This is a genomic window from Limnohabitans sp. (genome assembly GCF_040401135.1).
Taxonomy (GTDB): domain Bacteria; phylum Pseudomonadota; class Gammaproteobacteria; order Burkholderiales; family Burkholderiaceae_C; genus Limnohabitans.
This window is the reverse complement of sequence record NZ_JBBAOV010000047.1, coordinates 1-17006: the sequence shown is the minus strand read 5'-3', so window position 1 is coordinate 17006 and position 17006 is coordinate 1. Positions and strand designations below refer to the sequence as shown.

Sequence of the window (17006 nt, the reverse complement as noted above, 5' to 3'; positions counted from 1 at the left end):
AGATCCAAAGCCTCAGCCCCATTTTGTTTACTCAGCTTCTCACCGTTCTCACCCAACACCAGCGGCATATGCATGTAGCTCGGCGTGGGTAAACCCAGCGCGTGTTGCAGCACGATTTGCCGTGCGGTGTTGTCGGTCAAGTCTGCACCGCGCACGATGTGGGTGATGCCTTGCGCGGCATCGTCCACCACCACGGCGAGTTGGTAGGCCCACAGACCATCGGCACGACGCAGCACAAAGTCGCCAACTTCTTGCGCCACGTCTTGTTGTTGCGGCCCGAGCAAGCGGTCTTGCCATGCAAGAGGAGTGGCAAGTTTCAAATCGTCGATGACGCGCTGCACATTCAAGCGCCAAGCGCGAGCAGTTTTCCCGTTCAGATCATTTCGGCAAGTGCCAGGGTAGACCGCGGCGGTGTGGCGTTCGCGGGAGTGGCCCATCAATTCTTGTGCGTCTTCAATTTCTTTGCGTGAGCAGCCACAAGGGTAGGCCCAGCCTTTGGCAATCAAGGTGTCCAGAGCAGCTTGGTAGGCCACAGAGCGCTGCGATTGCCACATCACAGGTGCGTCGGGCACAAGGCCGCAGGCGGCGAGTTGCTGCAGGATGATTTGGTCTACGCCCGGCACGCAGCGCGGTGTGTCAACGTCTTCGATGCGCACCCGCCATTGCCCGCCATGCGCGCGTGCGTCTAGCCAGCTGGCAAGGGCCGCAACGAGTGAGCCCGCATGTAGCGGGCCCGTGGGGGAGGGAGCAAATCGACCGATGTAGAGCACTATCACTTTACGCACGTTGCCTGTGCGTGAACCGTATTACAAACGCTTGGCGGATTGGCAAACTGCCAATGCGAGTTCGAGGCCAGAGACGAATGCGTCTTCCACTCGGTGGCCCAAGTGCCAGTCACCACAGGTGCCCAAGCCGTTGGCTGGGTTGTACTGGTGCGACGTGCCCAACGGCGTGATGGTTTTGGCATAGAGCCAGCGATGCATTTCGGCATGCGCGGGCTCGGCACGGATGCCTGTGAGTTCTGAAAAAGCCCGTAACAGTTTGGCCTTCACGCGGGCTTCGGTGTCGGTGATGTGTTCTGCCGACCACTCAGAGCTGGCTTGCACCGTCCAGCGCTCGACCTTGCCACGGCCTGGCTTGGATGATTCGCGTGTTAACCACGCAATACGGTGGTGAATGCTGCGTGCTGCATTCCACTGAGGGCCGATGTGCAAGTTGGGTTGGGTGGCCTTGGGGAAGGCCACCATCATGGTCCAGCAGGGGGCCACGTCCACTGCGTCCATGGCTTTGATCCAATTGTTGTTGGCCGCTTCTTTGCCGGAAGCTTTGAGCAAGTTCTCGGCTTGTATGCAGGGAATGGCGAGCAACACGTGGTCAAAGCCCACATGCTTTTGGGCTGCTTCTTTTCCCGAAGTGCTGTTGACAGTGTGCAAAGTCCACAAACCTTTGGCGACGCGCTCCAAACGGTTGACTTGTGTGTTGTAGCTGACGGCTTTGTTCAAAGGCTCGGCCCAGTGTTGCACCAAAGCGTTCATGCCGGGCTTGGCCACAAAGTGTGCGTCCTTGGTGGTGCGGGCGGCTTCAAACACATGGCCCATCGGGTCGAGCACGCGCACGGCGTTGGCGCTCCAAGGGCGACATATGTCGGTGGTGCCAGGCACGGCTTGGATGGCTAGCGAAAAGCGCGGGTCGCGCACGGTGAAGTATTGGGCGCCGTGGTCAAACGTGCCGAAGTTGGTGTCGCGGGTGGACATACGTCCGCCTGCGCCTCGGCTTTTTTCGAACACATGCACATGGTGGCCAGCTTTGGCCAAAGTGCGGGCGGCGGTGATGCCAGCAATGCCGGCTCCGATGATGGCGATGTTTAAGGTCATGTTTGCACTCTACACCTTCCTGCGGACTAAATAGGTCGAGGGTTCACCAATAGCGCAGAGCGAGTGGCCAAGCTCTTGAGTTGTTTGAGCCACCACTGCAAAGCGCGCCCGCCGCGCTCGCCCTCACTGCCATCCGGTATGCGCCAAGCGTAACTGAGTTGTGCCACGCGTTGGTGACGCTCGACCGCGCGCACCACCAAAAAGCCTTGATCAATCAAAGTTTGCACCATTTGTTCTGGCACATAACCTACGCCCAGACCGCGCACCTGCGCATCAATTTTGCTGTGCATGTTGGAAACAGTAAACACGTCTTGGCCAGGCAACAAACCAATGCTCATACCCGCGCCACGCTGCACCGAGTCAGCTACGGCTACGGCTCGGTGTTGGCCAATCAGTGCGTCAGTTAAAGGCTCTGACGCTTGAGCCAAAGGGTGGTGCGGCGCCACCGCAAATACAAAACGCATGGGGCCAAGTAGGTGGCTATGAATGCCTGATGTTGAGCTGCTTTCGCTCACGGTGCCTGCAATGCCCAACGCTAAATCTGCTTGGCCGCTGGTGAGCGCTTCGAGAGTGCCGGTGAGTGTTTCTTCGCGCAGCTTGAGGCGTGTGGGCGCGTTCAAAGCCATGAATGCTTCGCACAGTTCCATCACCGTGGTGCGGTCGATGATGCCGTCCACAGCAATGGTGAATTGACTTTCCCAACCCGTGGCCACGCGCTTGACACGGTTGGCAATGGCATCCATGTCGGCCAGCAGGCGATCGCCTTCGCGCAGCAGTTCTTGGCCTGCAGCGGTGAGCAAGGCTCGCCGTGAGCTGCGGTCAAACAGCAGCACGTCGAGCGCGTCTTCCATCTGTCGCACGCGGTAGGTAAGGGCGCTGGGCACCAGTCCGAGCAAGCGCGCAGCAGCGGCAAAGCTGCCTGCTTTTTCAATCGTGTGCAGCATGGACAGCGAATCGGGGGTGAGGACGTCACGGGGAGAAGTCATGCAAACAGGCTTTGATCGTTCAAATAATTTGAATGATGCCATCAAATGGGGTGCATGGCAAAAGCGGTGTGGTGGCCTAAAGTTCAGGTCAAGACAAAACAGGAGCGCACAGCATGTTGACAATTCGTAAATCACAAGACCGAGGCTATGCCGACCATGGTTGGCTCAAGTCGTTTCATAGCTTTTCGTTCGCTAGTTACCACGATCCCGAGTTCATGGGCTGGGGCAATTTGCGCGTCATCAATGAAGACCGCATTGCACCGGGCACGGGCTTTGGAACGCACGGCCACCGCGATATGGAAATCATCAGCTATGTGCTGAGCGGGAACCTTGCGCACAAAGACAACATGGGCAACGTAGAGGGCATACCGCCCGGCGACGTGCAACGCATGAGCGCAGGCAATGGCGTGCAGCACAGCGAGTTCAACCATGCGCCAGATGAGACGACGCACTTCTTCCAGATTTGGATTGAGCCCAATGTGCGCGGTATGCCTGCCAGCTATGAACAAAAAACAGTGCCGCCTTTGTCTAAGCGCGGCGCACTCAGCCGCATTGCCGCGCCTGAAGGAGGTGTCGTCACATTGCACGCCGACGCGGCCTTGTATGCGGGCCTGTTTGATGGCGAAGAAGCTGCGACATTGACGATTGCCCAAGGTCGCAAAGCCTATGTGCATCTCATTCGTGGGGCCTTGCAAGTCAATGGCGAAGCACTGGTCACCGGCGATGCCGCACTGTTGGCCAACGAAACCACGGTTGCATTGACCCACGGCCAAGATGCCGAGGTGTTGGTGTTTGACTTGGCTGCTTAATTTCTCTCACTTCACCCAACTTAAGGACAACTTAATGAACAACGCACTCAACCTCATCGGCCGCATCTTGCTAGTTGCACTCTTCTTGCCAGCAGGCTTGTCAAAACTGTCGGGCTTTGAAGGCACCGTGGGTTACATCGGCTCTGTGGGTTTGCCGTTTGCCTCAGTGGCTGCTGGTGCTGCGATTGCCGTGGAAATTTTAGGCTCGGTCGCTTTGATCGTGGGCTTTCAAACCCGCATTGCTGCAGCTGTGCTGGCCATGTTTACAGTTGTTGCTTCAGTCTTCTTTCACGCATTTTGGGCCGCTGCACCTGAGCAAGCGTTTGTGCAACAACTTTTGTTCTTCAAGAACATTGGCGTGATCGGTGGCTTGTTGGTGTTGGTCTCCTCAGGCGCTGGCGCTTGGAGCCTTGACGCTAAAAAAGAAGCTCAATAATTCACACCTGTTTTTTAAACTTATCTTTCAACCGCATCAAGGAAATACATCATGACAAAAGCTGTCGTCGTCTACCACTCAGGCTACGGCCACACCCAACGCGTGGCCCAATTTGTGGCCGAAGGTGCGAAGGCTGCCATCATCGCCATCGATGCAGACGGCAACATCACCGATGCTGAATGGGAAACTTTGAATGCGGCTGATGCCATCATCTTTGGGTCCCCTACCTACATGGGCATGGCGTCATGGCAGTTCAAGAAGTTTGCAGATGCCAGCTCTAAGCAGTGGTACAGCGATGCTTGGAAAGATAAGGTCGCAGGCGGTTTTACGATTTCTGCGAGCCTGAGCGGCGACAAATTGTCGACCTTGCAATACTTCATTACCTTGTCGATGCAGCACGGCATGGTGTGGGTGGGTCAGCCGATGAAGCCAGGCCGTGAAGCAGATGCGATGAACCGCATTGGCTCCAACTCTGGCGTGATGGCCCAAGTCGGCCCCACCAGCCCCGCTGCTGACATTCCTCAAGGTGACTTGGATACCGCCAAAGCCTACGGCGAACGTGTGGCCGCTATGGCAGCAAAGTTGCACGCCTAAGCCTGCAACACCCGCCTTGGTTAGCATCACGGCATGAAAATTCTTCAAATACTGCCTTGGACCGATTGGGTTGCACTCGGTTTTTTTCTATTGATCTGGGTGGGCTACACCTTGTTTGCCAAGCATTCGAGTGACGGCAAACATTCCATCTTGGCCATGACTAACCGTTATCGACACCAATGGATGCTGCAAACCACAGCCCGTGACCCGCGCATGTTGGACGGCATCATCACGCAAACCTTGTCGGCCACACCGGCATTTTTTTGCTCCACCACCATTTTGATTTTGGGCGGTTTGTTTGCTTTGTTGGGCACCACCGACAAAGCCGCAGAACTGGTGCGTGAAGTTCCGTTTGCTGTGCAAACGCCTATCTTGGTGTTTGAATTCAAAATTCTGGTGTTGGTGGTTATTTTTGTCTACGCATTCTTTCGTTTTTCGTGGTCGATGCGCCAATACACCTTCGTCGCTTTGCTGATTGGTGGCATGCCACCTGCGGAAGACTTTGCAAGTGGCGAAGCCAGCACGCGCCACCGTTACGCCGATCGCGCTGCTGCCATGACGGGCTTGGCCGCCGAGACCTTCAACGGAGGCTTGCGGGCTTACTATTTTTCTTTTGCAGCCTTGGGCTGGTTTTTCTCGCCCACGCTATTTGCGTTAGCCACGCTACTGGTAGCGGGCATTTTGTACAGCCGCGAGTTCAAGTCTGAGGTGTTGGCGCTGCTGGAAGAGTAATTAATTTGTAGCAAAAAATATGAAAATAGGGTTCGCTTAGCCATGGCTGCTAACGGCCTATCCCTACAATCTGGCTCCATGTTTGTTCACCTGCGCCTTCACTCCGAATTTTCTGTCGTTGACGGGACCAACCGCATTGACGAGGTGGTGAAAGCAGCCGCAGACGATCAGCAGCCCGCGCTGGCCATCACCGACATTAACAACCTGTATGGCGCCATCAAGTTTTACAAAGAAACGCGTGACCAGGGCGTTAAGCCCATCATCGGCGCCGAGATCTACCTAGAAAGCCTGAGCCAAGACGCGGCGCTTACTTCGCGCATGTTGCTTTTGGTGCAAAACCATCAGGGCTACTTGAACCTGTGCGAGCTCATCAGCCGTGGTTGGACGCAAAACGTGCACAAGGCCGTGGCCGTGACCAAGCTGGAATGGCTGCAAGAGTTGTCGCAAGGCCTCATTGCTTTGTCGGGCGCTCAAGCTGGTGCTGTGGGTCAAGCCTTGGTGCAGGGCGACACCACACGTGCAGGCGAGGTGGCTTTGCAGTTGGCTGGTATTTTTCCTCATCGCTTCTACATTGAGCTGCAACGCGCGGGTCGTGCGGATGACGAAATCCATGTGTCTGCTGCCGTGCAACTGGCTGCTCGTCTGAGCTTGCCCGTGGTGGCCACGCACCCTGTGCAGTTCACGCAGCCGGACGACTATGAAGCGCACGAAGCGCGTGTGTGTATTGCCGAAGGCGAAATTTTGGGCAACCAACGCCGTGTGCGCAAGTTCACGCGTGACCAGTATTTCAAGTCGTCCACGCAAATGTGCGAGCTGTTTGCCGATGTGCCCAGCGCCCTTGCCAACACCGCCGAAATTGCCAAGCGCTGCAACCTGACCTTGGTGCTCGGCAAGCCGCAGTTGCCCAACTTTCCCATCCCGCCCGTGAACGGTGTGGTGATGTCTGTGGAAGACTATTTTCGTCATGTGTCGCACGAGGGTTTAGAGGCTCGCTTAGGGCATCTTTACCCCGTTCAAACCAAACGCGACGAAGATCGCTCACGCTATGTGGAGCGTCTAGAGTTTGAGCTGGACACGATTTTGAAGATGGGCTTTCCTGGCTACTTTTTGATCGTGGGTGACTTCATCCAATGGGCCAAAGCAAACGGTTGCCCTGTGGGTCCCGGCCGCGGTTCGGGTGCGGGTTCGCTGGTAGCGTACGCGCTGAAGATCACCGATCTTGATCCGCTGCAATACAACTTGCTGTTCGAGCGTTTCTTGAACCCAGAGCGCGTATCGATGCCCGACTTTGACATTGACTTTTGTCAAACCAACCGCGACCGCGTGATTGACTATGTGAAAGATAAATACGGCCGTGATGCCGTGTCACAAATTGCCACCTTCGGCACCATGGCGGCACGTGCCGCGATTGGCGACGTGGGCCGTGTGCTCGACATGAGCTACACCTTTTGCAAAGGCATCAGTGGGCTGATTCCCAACAAGCCGGGCCAGCACATCACCATCGCAGGCGCGATTGAGGTCGAGCCCATCTTGGCCGAGCGCTTAGCCAAAGAAGATGAAGTCAAAACGCTTTTAGAGCTGGCGCAAAAGCTCGAAGGCATGACCCGTAACGTGGGCATGCACGCGGGCGGTGTGTTGATTGCGCCTGGCAAATTGACCGATTTTTGCCCGCTGTACCAACAGCCCGGCAGCGACTCGGCGGTCAGCCAGTTTGACAAAGACGATGTGGAAGCCGCCGGCTTAGTGAAGTTCGACTTTTTGGGTTTGGCCACCCTGACTATTTTGGAAATTGCGCGCGTGTTCATCATGCAGCGTCACAAGGGCCAAGAAAACTTTGCATTTGAAAACATCCCGCTCGATGACAAGCGCACCTACGAACTGTTCCAAGATGGCAAGACCGAAGCTGTGTTTCAGTTTGAAAGTCGCGGCATGCAGGGCATGTTGCGTGATGCGCGGCCCACGCGCCTGGAAGACTTGATTGCGCTGAACGCTTTGTATCGCCCGGGCCCCATGGACTTGATTCCAAGTTTCGTGGCGCGTAAGCATGGCCGCGAAACCATTGAGTACCCGCACCCAATGGTGGCGCAGATGTTGTCCGAAACCTACGGCATCATGGTCTACCAAGAGCAGGTGATGCAGACCGCGCAGATTTTGGGCGGCTACTCATTGGGCGGTGCAGACATGTTGCGCCGCGCCATGGGTAAGAAGAAACCCGAGGAGATGGCCGAGCACCGAGAAATCTTCCGCGCGGGCGCCTCCAAAAATAACATTACCCAAGACAAAGCCGACGAGATCTTTGACTTGATGGAAAAGTTTGCAGGCTACGGCTTTAACAAGTCGCACGCCGCTGCTTATTCGTTGCTGGCTTATCACACCGGCTGGTTGAAGGTGCATTACACGGCCGAGTTTTTCTGCGCCAACATGACGGTGGAAATGGACAACACCGACAAGCTCAAGGTGCTGTTTGAAGACGCGCACAAGATGGGCCTGACCTTTGAAGCGCCCGATGTGAACCGCGGTTTCTACCGCTTCGAGCCCATCTCAGACAAAGTTGTTCGCTACGGCCTGGGTGCCATCAAAGGATCAGGCCAACAGGCGATTGAAGCTGTCGTGGCCGCTCGCGAAGAGGGCCCTTTTGTCAGCCTGTTTGATTTTTGCCGCCGCGTGGACCGCAGCCGCTTGAACAAACGCACGGTCGAGGCCCTCATCAAAGCAGGTGCATTTGACAACTTGCATTTGAATCGCGCTGAACTGCTGGCCAGCGTGGATCGTGCGTTTGACTTTGCATCCGCCAGCGAGGCCAATGTCAACCAAGGCGGCTTGTTTGACATGATGGGCGAAGACACCCACGGCTCCAGCACTCAAGAGCCTGAGTATGTAGAGATGCTGCCTTGGGGTGTGAAAGAACGCCTCATGCACGAAAAAGTAGCCTTGGGCTTTTACTTATCTGGCCATTTGTTTGACGAAGTCGAGCGTGAAGTGCGCCGCTTTGCGCGCACCCGAATCGAAGATTTGATGGACTCGCGTGAGCCGCAATTGTTATCGGGCATCGTGAGCGACATGCGCATCATCAACGGTCAACGCGGCAAGCTGGCCATTTTCAAGCTCGACGATAAATCAGCGGTGATTGAAGCCACTGCGGACGAGGCCACCATCAACACCTATCGCAACACATTGAAAGATGACGAGTTGGTGGTCATCATGGGCAAGGTGCAGCCCGACCGTTTCTCGGGCGGCTTGCGTTTGTCCATTCAGCAAGTGTGGAGCCTCGAGCAAGCGCGTTGCCGTTTTGGTAAGTACCTCAGTCTCACGGTCAACGGCACGTCGCCCGACATTGCCCGCCTGCTGCGCGACCACCCTGCCAAAGTTGAGCAAACCGATCTGGGCGAGCTGGTGCGCGGCATGGGCGTACGATTAAGGTTGCTGCGCGACGGGGCCACGGCCGATGTGCAGCTGGGCGACAGCGCCAAATTTTTCCCCAGCGATGCGGCATTGGCCAGTTGGATGGCTCAGGCCCACGAGGGGCAATCTCAAATCATTTATGAATAAACACCTGCTGTTGACCATTCCGACGCTCATGACGCTCACGCGCATCGTCGCCATTCCATTGATCATTGGTTTGTATTACTTGCCCATCGACATGGCGCAACGCAATCTGTGGGCCACCGTGATGTTTGTGGTGTTTGCGTTGACCGATTGGCTAGATGGCTACTTGGCTCGAAAGCTCAACCAAACTTCTGCATTTGGCGCTTTTTTAGACCCAGTGGCAGACAAGTTTTTGGTGTGTGCATCGCTGCTGATCTTGGTGCATTTGCAGCGTGCCGATGTGTTGGTGGCGCTCATCATTATTGGTCGCGAAATCGCCATCTCTGCTTTGCGTGAATGGATGGCACAAATTGGCGCCTCGCGCAGCGTGGCCGTTCACATGCTGGGCAAGCTCAAGACCACCATGCAGATGGTGGCCATTCCGTTCTTGTTGTTTGACGGTCAGTTGTTTGGGGTCATTGACACAGCCCTGTGGGGCACAGTGTTGATTTGGATAGCAGGCGTGTTGACCGTGTGGTCGATGGTGTACTACCTGCAAAAGGCTTGGCCCGATATCGTGGACCACGCCAAATAATGCCCGATCAACAAAACCAAGCATGGCTGCGTGCCATGCCTTGGGTCTTTGTGTTGATTTGGAGCACTGGCTTCATCGTGGCGCGCTATGGCATGCCGAATTCGCCACCGTTCACCTTTTTGCTGTGGCGTTACGTTTTTTCTATTTTGTGTTTTGTTTTGTGGGTCAAATGGGCTCGTGTGCCCTGGCCGCAGGGCAGGCGGCAGTGGTGGCATTTGGCCGTCACGGGCGTATTGATGCACGCCGGTTATTTGGGCGGTGTGTGGGCTGCTGTAAAAGTGGGCATGGGCGCGGGCCTAGCCGCTTTGATTGTGGGCTTGCAACCCGTCATCACCGCCATTTGGTTGTCGGCGCGTGGCGGTCATGTGTCGCGTCGGCAGTGGCAAGGATTGGCTTTGGGTTTTGTGGGGTTGGCAATGGTGGTGTCACGCAAGCTGGATGGCAGCATTGAAGTCACGCCTTGGAGCCTGACCATGATCACCGTGGCCTTGATCGCCATCACTACCGGCACGTTGTATCAAAAACGCTTTGTTCAACCCTGCGATGTGCGCAGTGCAAACGCGGTGCAGCTGATGGCGGCCTATGTCGTGACCTTGCCCTTGGCGCTTATGGAAACCGAGCCTGCCTTGTGGAACGCTGAGATGACTTGGGCCATGGCGTGGGCCGTGCTGGTCATCACCTTGGGGGGGAGCTCGTTGTTTTACATGCTCATACAACGCGGCGCCGCAACGGCGGTGACCAGTTTGTTGTACTTGGTACCCCCCACCACAGCGGTGATGGCTTGGATATTGTTCAGCGAGCCCATCACCTTGGTGACATTGGCAGGCATCGTGGTGACCGCAACGGGCGTGATTTTGGTGGTGCGGCCACCTAAAATCTCTCCTTGATTGTTCGAATGATTTTTAAAGGTTGAAGATGAGTCAAAAACGCATTGCAGTGATTGCCGGTGACGGTATTGGCAAAGAAGTGATGCCTGAAGGCATCCGCGTGATGGACGCGGCGGCGCGCAAATTTGGCATCGACTTGAAGTTTGACCACTTCGACTTTTCTAGCTGGGATTACTTTGAGAAGCACGGCAAGATGTTGCCAGACGATTGGAAAGACCAAATCGGCGGACACGACGCGATCTACTTTGGCGCTGTGGGTTGGCCTGAGAAAATTGCAGACCATGTGTCGCTGTGGGGCTCGCTGTTGATGTTTCGCCGCGAGTTTGACCAATACATCAACCTACGCCCCGCGCGTTTGATGCCCGGCATCATCGCCCCTGTGGTGCGTCGCGATGGCACACCACGCCAGCCCGGTGAGATTGACATGTACATCGTGCGTGAAAACACCGAGGGCGAGTACTCCAGCATTGGTGGCCGCATGTACCCAGGCACTGAGCGAGAGATTGTGATGCAAGAAACCGTGATGTCGCGCATTGGTGTGGACCGCGTGTTGAAGTTTGCGTTTGAGTTGGCACAGACGCGTCCTAAAAAGCATGTGACCAGCGCCACCAAGTCCAACGGCATTGCCATCACCATGCCTTACTGGGACGAGCGCGTGGTTGAAATGGCCAAAAACTATCCGGACATCCATGTGGACAAGTTCCACATCGACATCTTGACCGCACACTTCGTGCAACGCCCCGACTTCTTTGATGTCGTGGTGGCCAGTAATTTGTTTGGCGACATTTTGAGCGACCTGGGTCCAGCCTGTACCGGCACCATTGGGATTGCACCTAGCGCCAACTTGAACCCCGACCACAAGTTCCCCTCCTTGTTTGAACCCGTGCACGGCTCAGCGCCTGACATTGCGGGCAAAGGCATTGCAAACCCGATCGGTCAAATTTGGTGTGGCGCCATGATGCTTGAATTTTTAGGCCATAAGGATGCACACGATGCGGTGATGGCGGCTATTGAGAAAGTACTTGACCCCAAGAGTGGTGCGCCAAAAACGCCAGACATTGGTGGTAACGCTAGTACCTCTGATTTGGGCCTTGCAATAGCTAACGCCTTGTGATTTCGAGCTTAAAAAGCGACTAGAATTTACTTTCGTATTCGTGTTGTGCAGAACAGCTTTCATCAATGAGTTCACTGCACTCAGATCACTTCATCCACGGAAACGTACTATTTTTTGACCATCGCATCTCATTGAGAGGGGATTTTTGTGAATAAAACAGAACTGATTGAGCACATTGCCAAGCACGCAGATATTTCCAAAGCTGCTGCCACTCGTGCACTCGAGTCCACCATTGGTGCGGTGAAAACTACCTTGAAAAAAGGCGGCACCGTGTCATTGGTTGGTTTTGGTACTTTTGCAGTGGGCAAGCGCGCCGCTCGCACAGGCCGTAACCCACGCACTGGTGAAGCAATCAAAATCAAAGCGGCCAAGGTGCCAAAGTTTCGTCCAGGCAAGGGCCTGAAAGACGCCTTGAACTAATTAACGGTTTCGGTTGGGTGCTTAGCTCAGTTGGCAGAGCGGCTGCCTTACACGCAGTAGGTCGGCGGTTCGACCCCGTCAGCACCCACCACCCATTAAAAAGGCGAACTCAGAGGTTCGCCTTTTTTCTTGGTTCCTCACACTTCACGATGAGTTCATCACATGTTTGATTTTGTTCGCAAGCACACACGGGTTATGCAGTTTTTGCTGTTCCTGTTGATCTTCCCGTCTTTTGTTTTGTTTGGTCTAGAGGGCTACAACAGCTTTCGCGAAGGGGGTGCAACTGTGGCGACCGTCGATGGCCAAGACATCACCCAAGGTGATTGGGATGCTGCACACCGCAGCCAAGTCGAGCGCATGCGCAGCAGCATGCCCAATGTGGATGTGAAGTTGTTTGATACGCCTGAGGCCAAATACAGCACCCTTGAGCGCTTGGTGCGTGATCGCTTGCTGCAAGTGGCTGCCAGCCAATTGCGTTTGGGTGCGAGCGATAGCCGATTGGCGGCCGAACTGCAGCAAAACCCCACCATTGCGGCTTTGCGCCGTGCCGATGGCACCCTCGATATGGACCGTTATCGCCAATTACTGGCCACACAGGGCATGTCACCTGAATCGTTTGAGGCTCAAGTCCGTGCTGATTTGGCTGCTCGCCAAGTGATGTCTGGCGTGGGGGTGACTAGCTTCAGCTCAGTCGCTTTGGCCGATGTGACCTTAAATGCTTTTTATGAGCAACGCCAAGTGCAAGTGGCACGCTTCGCGCCCGGCAACTATCTAAGCCAAATCAACCCGACAGAGGCTGAGCTAGAGACTTATTACAAAGCCAATGCCGACAAGTTTCAGTCGGCTGAGCGTGCTGACATCGAGTATGTGGTGTTGAACTTGTCTGCTGTGCAAAAAGACATCGTGGTGCCAGAGGCCGAACTCAAGACTTATTTCGAGCAAAACGCTGCTCGTCTGGCTGGCTTGGAGGAGCGTCGTGCAAGCCACATTTTGATCAATGCCGATAAGGCCGCCCCAGCAGCCGAACGAGATGCAGCGCGCACCAAGGCGCAGGCTTTGTTGGTCGACGTGCAAAAGTCGCCCGCGCAGTTTGCAGAGCTGGCGCGTAAAAATTCCCAAGACACAGGCTCTGCAGCCAAAGGCGGCGACCTAGATTTCTTTGGCCGTGGTGCCATGGTCAAGTCGTTTGAAGAGGCTGCGTTTGCACTGAAAAAAGGCGAGATCAGCGGCTTGGTGGAAACCGAGTTTGGTTTTCACATCATCCGTCTGACCGACATCAAACAGCCCGAGCAAAAAAGCTTTGAGTCGCAACGCGCCAAGTTAGAGCAAGAAGTGCGTACCCAATTGGCACAACGTAAATTTGCCGAAGCTGCTGAGCAGTTCACCAACCTCGTGTACGAGCAATCCGATGGCTTGAAGCCTGCTGCCGAGCGTCTGAAGTTGGACGTGCAATACGCCAGCAACTTGGCCCGCGAGCCCGTGGCTGGAAATATAGCCGCGAACAACCCCAAACTCTTGGCTGCCGTTTTCTCGCAAGACTCGATTGAGAAAAAGCGCAATACCGAAGCGGTAGAGTTGGCCCCCAACGTGTTGGCAGCAGCTCGCATCACTCGCTACAGCCCTGCACGCACCTTGCCTTTGGACGAAGTCAAAGCCCGCGTGCGTGAGCAAGTGGTGCTTCAACAAGCCAATGATCGCACTCGTGCAGAGGGCGCATCTAAGTTGGCGGAGTGGAAGGCCAGCCCGGATGCAGCCAAGCTGTCTGCCGCGATCGTGATCTCGCGTGAAGCGAAGCAGGCCCAGCCCAATGTCCTGGTGGAGGCCGCCTTGCGTGCCAGCACACAAGCCTTGCCCTCATGGGTGGGTGTGGACTTAGGTGCGAGTGGCTACGCCGTGGTGAAGGTTGAAAAAGTGATTCCCCGTGATGCTGCCAACGCTGCTGGCTTGGCACGTGAGCGCGACCAATATGCACAGTGGTGGGCGTCTGCCGAAGGCTTGGCTTACTACAAGTTGTTAAAAGAAAAATTCAAGGCAGAAATCAAAATAGCTAGGTTATAATTTTTTTTCTTTTACGGTGGCTGTAGCTCAGTTGGTAGAGTCCAGGATTGTGATTCCTGTTGTCGCGGGTTCGAGCCCCGTCAGCCACCCCAGTATTTATGCGCCCTAGCGACCTTTTTGGTTTCTAGGGCGTTTTTATTACCGAGCCATATAAGGACAGATGCAGGGCTGAGCGGCCCACATTTAAGTTAAAAGCTAGACTTAAAGTTGTTAAGTTCATTTTGATGATTCAAACGGAATGACCTGACCCTCAACTTTAGACTGCGCAATGAAAATTTATACTCAAATCTGCTTGGCCCTGTGTCTTTTAATCTCAACCACTGTCTTTGCGGGATCAACCACCACCCACCCAAACTTCATTGAAGAGAAGGCTGCTGGCATTGCCTCTTATAAGTTGGCAAACGGGTTCAAAATTATTCTTATTCCATACCCGTCAGCTTCTAGTGCTCGCATTGAATTGCTCATTAGATCTGGCAGCAAACTCGAAGGTTATGGAGAGACTGGCATGGCACATTTGCTTGAACACATGTTGTTTAAGGGTGCTGGAAATCGTCAAAATATCAAGGATGATTTAACCAAGCTAGGGGCTCGTTACAACGGTACAACGTCGCAGGATCGAACTAACTACTTTGAATCGGTGGACGCTGACCCGAAGAAGATTGACGAGCTCTTAAGAATTGAAGCGGATCGCTTTATCCGCGCACGATTTACCGCTGCAGACCTAGCCAGCGAAATGACGGTGGTTCGTAATGAGCTTGAGAATTCAGAAAAAGAACCCTCTCAACTTGTGTTCAGTGCGCTTTCCCGAAATGGTTTTAACTGGCATGGGTATTCGCGTTCAACCATTGGTGCGCGCAGCGATATCGAAGGCGCTTCTTTTGCAGCATTGCAAGCTTTTCACAAAAAGCATTACCGTCCCGACAACGCTGCACTCATCGTCTCTGGTAACTTTGATTCGAAAAGAGTCTTGGCATTGGCCAGCAAGCTTTTTGCAGTGGCTAAAAACCCTTCAACCGAAAAGCCTGCTAACTGGACTCTTGAAAGTCCGCAGGCATTAACCAACAAAACCGAGCTTGTTTTATCCGCTGGCACAACAATAGCTGCAAGTGCTTGGAAGTTGCCAGGTATGAAAGAGCGTGATGCTCACGCTCTTGAGCTTGCCGCAGCATCTATTTGCGATTCTGATTGGGGGAGTTTGCGAAAAGATATCGTCCTCGATCGTAAGTTGGCAGTGTCTGCCAGTTGTTTCACTTGGAATCAGACTGACTATGGGCGGTTCGTTGCGTTTGCACGCGCAGATCAAAAAACTGATGCAGATTCAATTTCGAATGAGGTTGTTAAGCACATTCAAGAGGCCGCGGCTCGGGGTGTGTCAAAAGAGCAGCTCGAGAGAGCGCGTTTGTCTGAACTTAACAGCTTTCAAAAGGCGCTCGATTCGCATGAGGCAGTTGCTGGCTTGGTTTCTCGTTCTGAAGCGGCAGGTGATTGGCGTTTGTTTCTGTGGGAGCGTGACGTGGTGTCATCCGTCTCGCTTGAGGAAGCCAATGAAGCACTCAAAAAGTGGGTTGTGCCGCTGAATAGAAATGACGTGGTTTTAAAGCACGTTGAAAATGCCACGCCTCTGGTTTTTCCAAAGTCGACTGATGCTGAAACAAGAGTCAAAGGGCAGGTGTGGGGCAACATTGTTTCTTCAGCTGATGCGGCCCCTACAAGTCTGTTAGCCATCACACGCTCTACAGTCAAGTTCAATCTGAATAACGAAAGAGTTCAAGTTGCTTTAATCCAGAGGAAAACTCAGGGCGACAAGGTGTGGTTAGCGTTAGAAAACGACTATGGAAATCCAGCACAACTGAAAAATAGAAAAGTCTCATGTGATGCAGCCAGCGCTTTGATGAGCTACGGCGGCAACGGGTTAAGCCGTGATGCGCTAAGTGCTCGCATGGAAAGTCTGCAAGCGATTTGGCAAATCAATCTTGCTGGTGTCTATCTTGAAGTCCCACGAAAAAACTTCATGGAAGCTTTCAAGATTTTGATTTCAGCCTGGGCTAATCCATTGATGCCCGTGGTCGAGTTTGAACGCTACAAAGCTTCCAGAATCGCCGCACTTGAAGCTGCCTTAACAGATCCGATTAGGGTGGCAGAGAATGATGTGCGAATGAGATTTGATAACTATCCTGAAGGCCACTGGGGTAAGCCAAAGGCGTTTCCTGAATTGATCCAGGATATAAAAAATCTATCTTATGAAGAGGTCCGCAAGTGCATCCAAGACTTCGCCAAGGTGTCCCAGGTTCGAATGGGTGTTGTTGGAGATATCAATGCCGAAGTCTTAAAGAACGCCTGGACCTCGACGGGTCTAACAAATCCGGCGTCATCAACTTATGAGCGAGTGTCGACGCCGGTAGCACCTGTGAATGTTGATGTGACGCAAATTAATGTCACGCTGCCGGGAAAAACCAATGCACGAGTGACGGGAACAACCGTTGTTCCTATCAACTCAAAGTCATCTGATTTTCCTGCGCTGCAACTCGCTATATACGCCTTGGGTGGTAACTCAAGTAGTTTGATTTGGCTGCAGTTACGCGAGAAGGAGGGACTGGCTTATTCCTCTGGGATGCAAATTTCCCCTTCTGCATTTGATAACCGCTCAACTATTCAGCTTTTTGCAACGGCCTCAAGTTCCAATGCTGACAATGCTCTTGGCAGTCTTCAATCTGTTCTTATGAAAGTTCTTGCTGAGGGCTTTACACCTGAGCAGATTGAAAAAGCCAAATCAGCGTGGCTACAAAAACGCAAGGCTACCTTGGGTGATGAAAGGGGCTTCGCTTCAATTCTTGTCAACTCTTTGTATGACGGTCAAGATTTTGAAGCGATTGAGGCACTTGACCAAAAGATCAAAGCTGTCGATGACAGGCAGGTTACTTCTGTCTTAAAAAAGTACGTGGGCCAGTCCAAAATTCTTTGGGCTGTGGGCAAAGG

14 protein-coding genes and 2 tRNA genes are annotated in these 17006 nt (G+C 53.9%); 13 read left to right on the top strand and 3 right to left on the bottom strand.

Annotated elements, in window-relative coordinates; all coding sequences use genetic code 11:
- From gluQRS to ABWP81_RS10935, 3 genes are all read right to left on the bottom strand, one after another.
- On the bottom strand, positions 1-776 hold a 776-nt coding region (gene gluQRS / locus ABWP81_RS10945; protein ID WP_353141731.1), incomplete at its 3' end, for a tRNA glutamyl-Q(34) synthetase GluQRS.
- A 30-nt stretch (positions 777-806) separates the two neighbouring features.
- Complete coding sequence (locus tag ABWP81_RS10940) at positions 807-1874, bottom strand: NAD(P)/FAD-dependent oxidoreductase (protein ID WP_353134646.1); 1068 nt, start codon at positions 1872-1874, stop codon at positions 807-809.
- Positions 1875-1900: 26 nt separating this feature from the next.
- Entirely contained in the window at positions 1901-2860 is a 960-nt protein-coding gene (locus ABWP81_RS10935) for a LysR family transcriptional regulator (RefSeq protein ID WP_353134643.1), read from the bottom strand.
- A gap of 113 nt (positions 2861-2973) precedes the next feature.
- Here ABWP81_RS10935 and ABWP81_RS10930 point away from each other — a divergent pair, with 113 nt between their 5' ends.
- From ABWP81_RS10930 to ABWP81_RS10870, 13 genes are all read left to right on the top strand, one after another.
- A complete protein-coding gene (locus ABWP81_RS10930) occupies positions 2974-3669 on the top strand; it encodes a pirin family protein (protein WP_353141729.1) in 696 nt (231 codons plus the stop codon).
- A 34-nt stretch (positions 3670-3703) separates the two neighbouring features.
- Positions 3704-4105 (top strand): DoxX family protein, encoded by a 402-nt coding sequence (locus ABWP81_RS10925; RefSeq protein WP_353141727.1) that lies wholly within the window; start codon positions 3704-3706, stop codon positions 4103-4105.
- Positions 4106-4156: 51 nt separating this feature from the next.
- Positions 4157-4699, top strand: a complete 543-nt coding sequence (locus tag ABWP81_RS10920; protein ID WP_353134634.1) for a flavodoxin family protein — start codon at positions 4157-4159, stop codon at positions 4697-4699.
- 33 nt (positions 4700-4732) lie between these two features.
- Positions 4733-5431: a DUF599 domain-containing protein gene (locus tag ABWP81_RS10915; protein WP_353134631.1), complete on the top strand. Its 699-nt coding sequence runs from the start codon at positions 4733-4735 to the stop codon at positions 5429-5431.
- 78 nt (positions 5432-5509) lie between these two features.
- The gene (gene dnaE / locus ABWP81_RS10910) at positions 5510-8980 is read left to right on the top strand and encodes a DNA polymerase III subunit alpha (RefSeq protein ID WP_353141725.1); all 3471 of its coding nucleotides are present in this window, start codon (positions 5510-5512) and stop codon (positions 8978-8980) included.
- Positions 8981-8984: 4 nt separating this feature from the next.
- Positions 8985-9551, top strand: a complete 567-nt coding sequence (gene pgsA / locus ABWP81_RS10905) for a CDP-diacylglycerol--glycerol-3-phosphate 3-phosphatidyltransferase (protein WP_353134667.1) — start codon at positions 8985-8987, stop codon at positions 9549-9551.
- A complete protein-coding gene (locus tag ABWP81_RS10900; RefSeq protein ID WP_353141723.1) occupies positions 9551-10438 on the top strand; it encodes a DMT family transporter in 888 nt (295 codons plus the stop codon). The genes pgsA and ABWP81_RS10900 overlap by 1 nt, the downstream gene beginning before the upstream one ends.
- Positions 10439-10466: 28 nt before the next feature.
- Positions 10467-11552 carry a tartrate dehydrogenase gene (locus ABWP81_RS10895; protein ID WP_353134622.1) on the top strand — a complete coding sequence of 362 codons (1086 nt, stop codon included), beginning with the start codon at positions 10467-10469 and terminating at the stop codon, positions 11550-11552.
- A gap of 147 nt (positions 11553-11699) precedes the next feature.
- Positions 11700-11972 carry an HU family DNA-binding protein gene (locus ABWP81_RS10890; RefSeq protein WP_104799252.1) on the top strand — a complete coding sequence of 91 codons (273 nt, stop codon included), beginning with the start codon at positions 11700-11702 and terminating at the stop codon, positions 11970-11972.
- 15 nt (positions 11973-11987) lie between these two features.
- Positions 11988-12063: transfer RNA gene (locus ABWP81_RS10885), tRNA-Val, on the top strand.
- A 71-nt stretch (positions 12064-12134) separates the two neighbouring features.
- Positions 12135-14030 (top strand): SurA N-terminal domain-containing protein, encoded by a 1896-nt coding sequence (locus ABWP81_RS10880; RefSeq protein ID WP_353141721.1) that lies wholly within the window; start codon positions 12135-12137, stop codon positions 14028-14030.
- Positions 14031-14046: 16 nt separating this feature from the next.
- A tRNA-His gene (locus tag ABWP81_RS10875) sits at positions 14047-14122 on the top strand.
- A gap of 176 nt (positions 14123-14298) precedes the next feature.
- Positions 14299-17006, top strand: a 2708-nt coding sequence (locus ABWP81_RS10870; protein ID WP_353141719.1) for a M16 family metallopeptidase, incomplete at its 3' end; no start/stop codon positions are given.

Coding starts and splice junctions, on each gene's coding strand:
- ABWP81_RS10940 (WP_353134646.1), bottom strand. CDS start 1,874: ATGACCTTAAACATCGCCATCATCGGAGCCGGCATTGCTGGCATCACC.
- ABWP81_RS10935 (WP_353134643.1), bottom strand. CDS start 2,860: ATGACTTCTCCCCGTGACGTCCTCACCCCCGATTCGCTGTCCATGCTG.
- ABWP81_RS10930 (WP_353141729.1), top strand. CDS start 2,974: ATGTTGACAATTCGTAAATCACAAGACCGAGGCTATGCCGACCATGGT.
- ABWP81_RS10925 (WP_353141727.1), top strand. CDS start 3,704: ATGAACAACGCACTCAACCTCATCGGCCGCATCTTGCTAGTTGCACTC.
- ABWP81_RS10920 (WP_353134634.1), top strand. CDS start 4,157: ATGACAAAAGCTGTCGTCGTCTACCACTCAGGCTACGGCCACACCCAA.
- ABWP81_RS10915 (WP_353134631.1), top strand. CDS start 4,733: ATGAAAATTCTTCAAATACTGCCTTGGACCGATTGGGTTGCACTCGGT.
- dnaE (WP_353141725.1), top strand. CDS start 5,510: ATGTTTGTTCACCTGCGCCTTCACTCCGAATTTTCTGTCGTTGACGGG.
- ABWP81_RS10900 (WP_353141723.1), top strand. CDS start 9,551: ATGCCCGATCAACAAAACCAAGCATGGCTGCGTGCCATGCCTTGGGTC.
- ABWP81_RS10895 (WP_353134622.1), top strand. CDS start 10,467: ATGAGTCAAAAACGCATTGCAGTGATTGCCGGTGACGGTATTGGCAAA.
- ABWP81_RS10880 (WP_353141721.1), top strand. CDS start 12,135: ATGTTTGATTTTGTTCGCAAGCACACACGGGTTATGCAGTTTTTGCTG.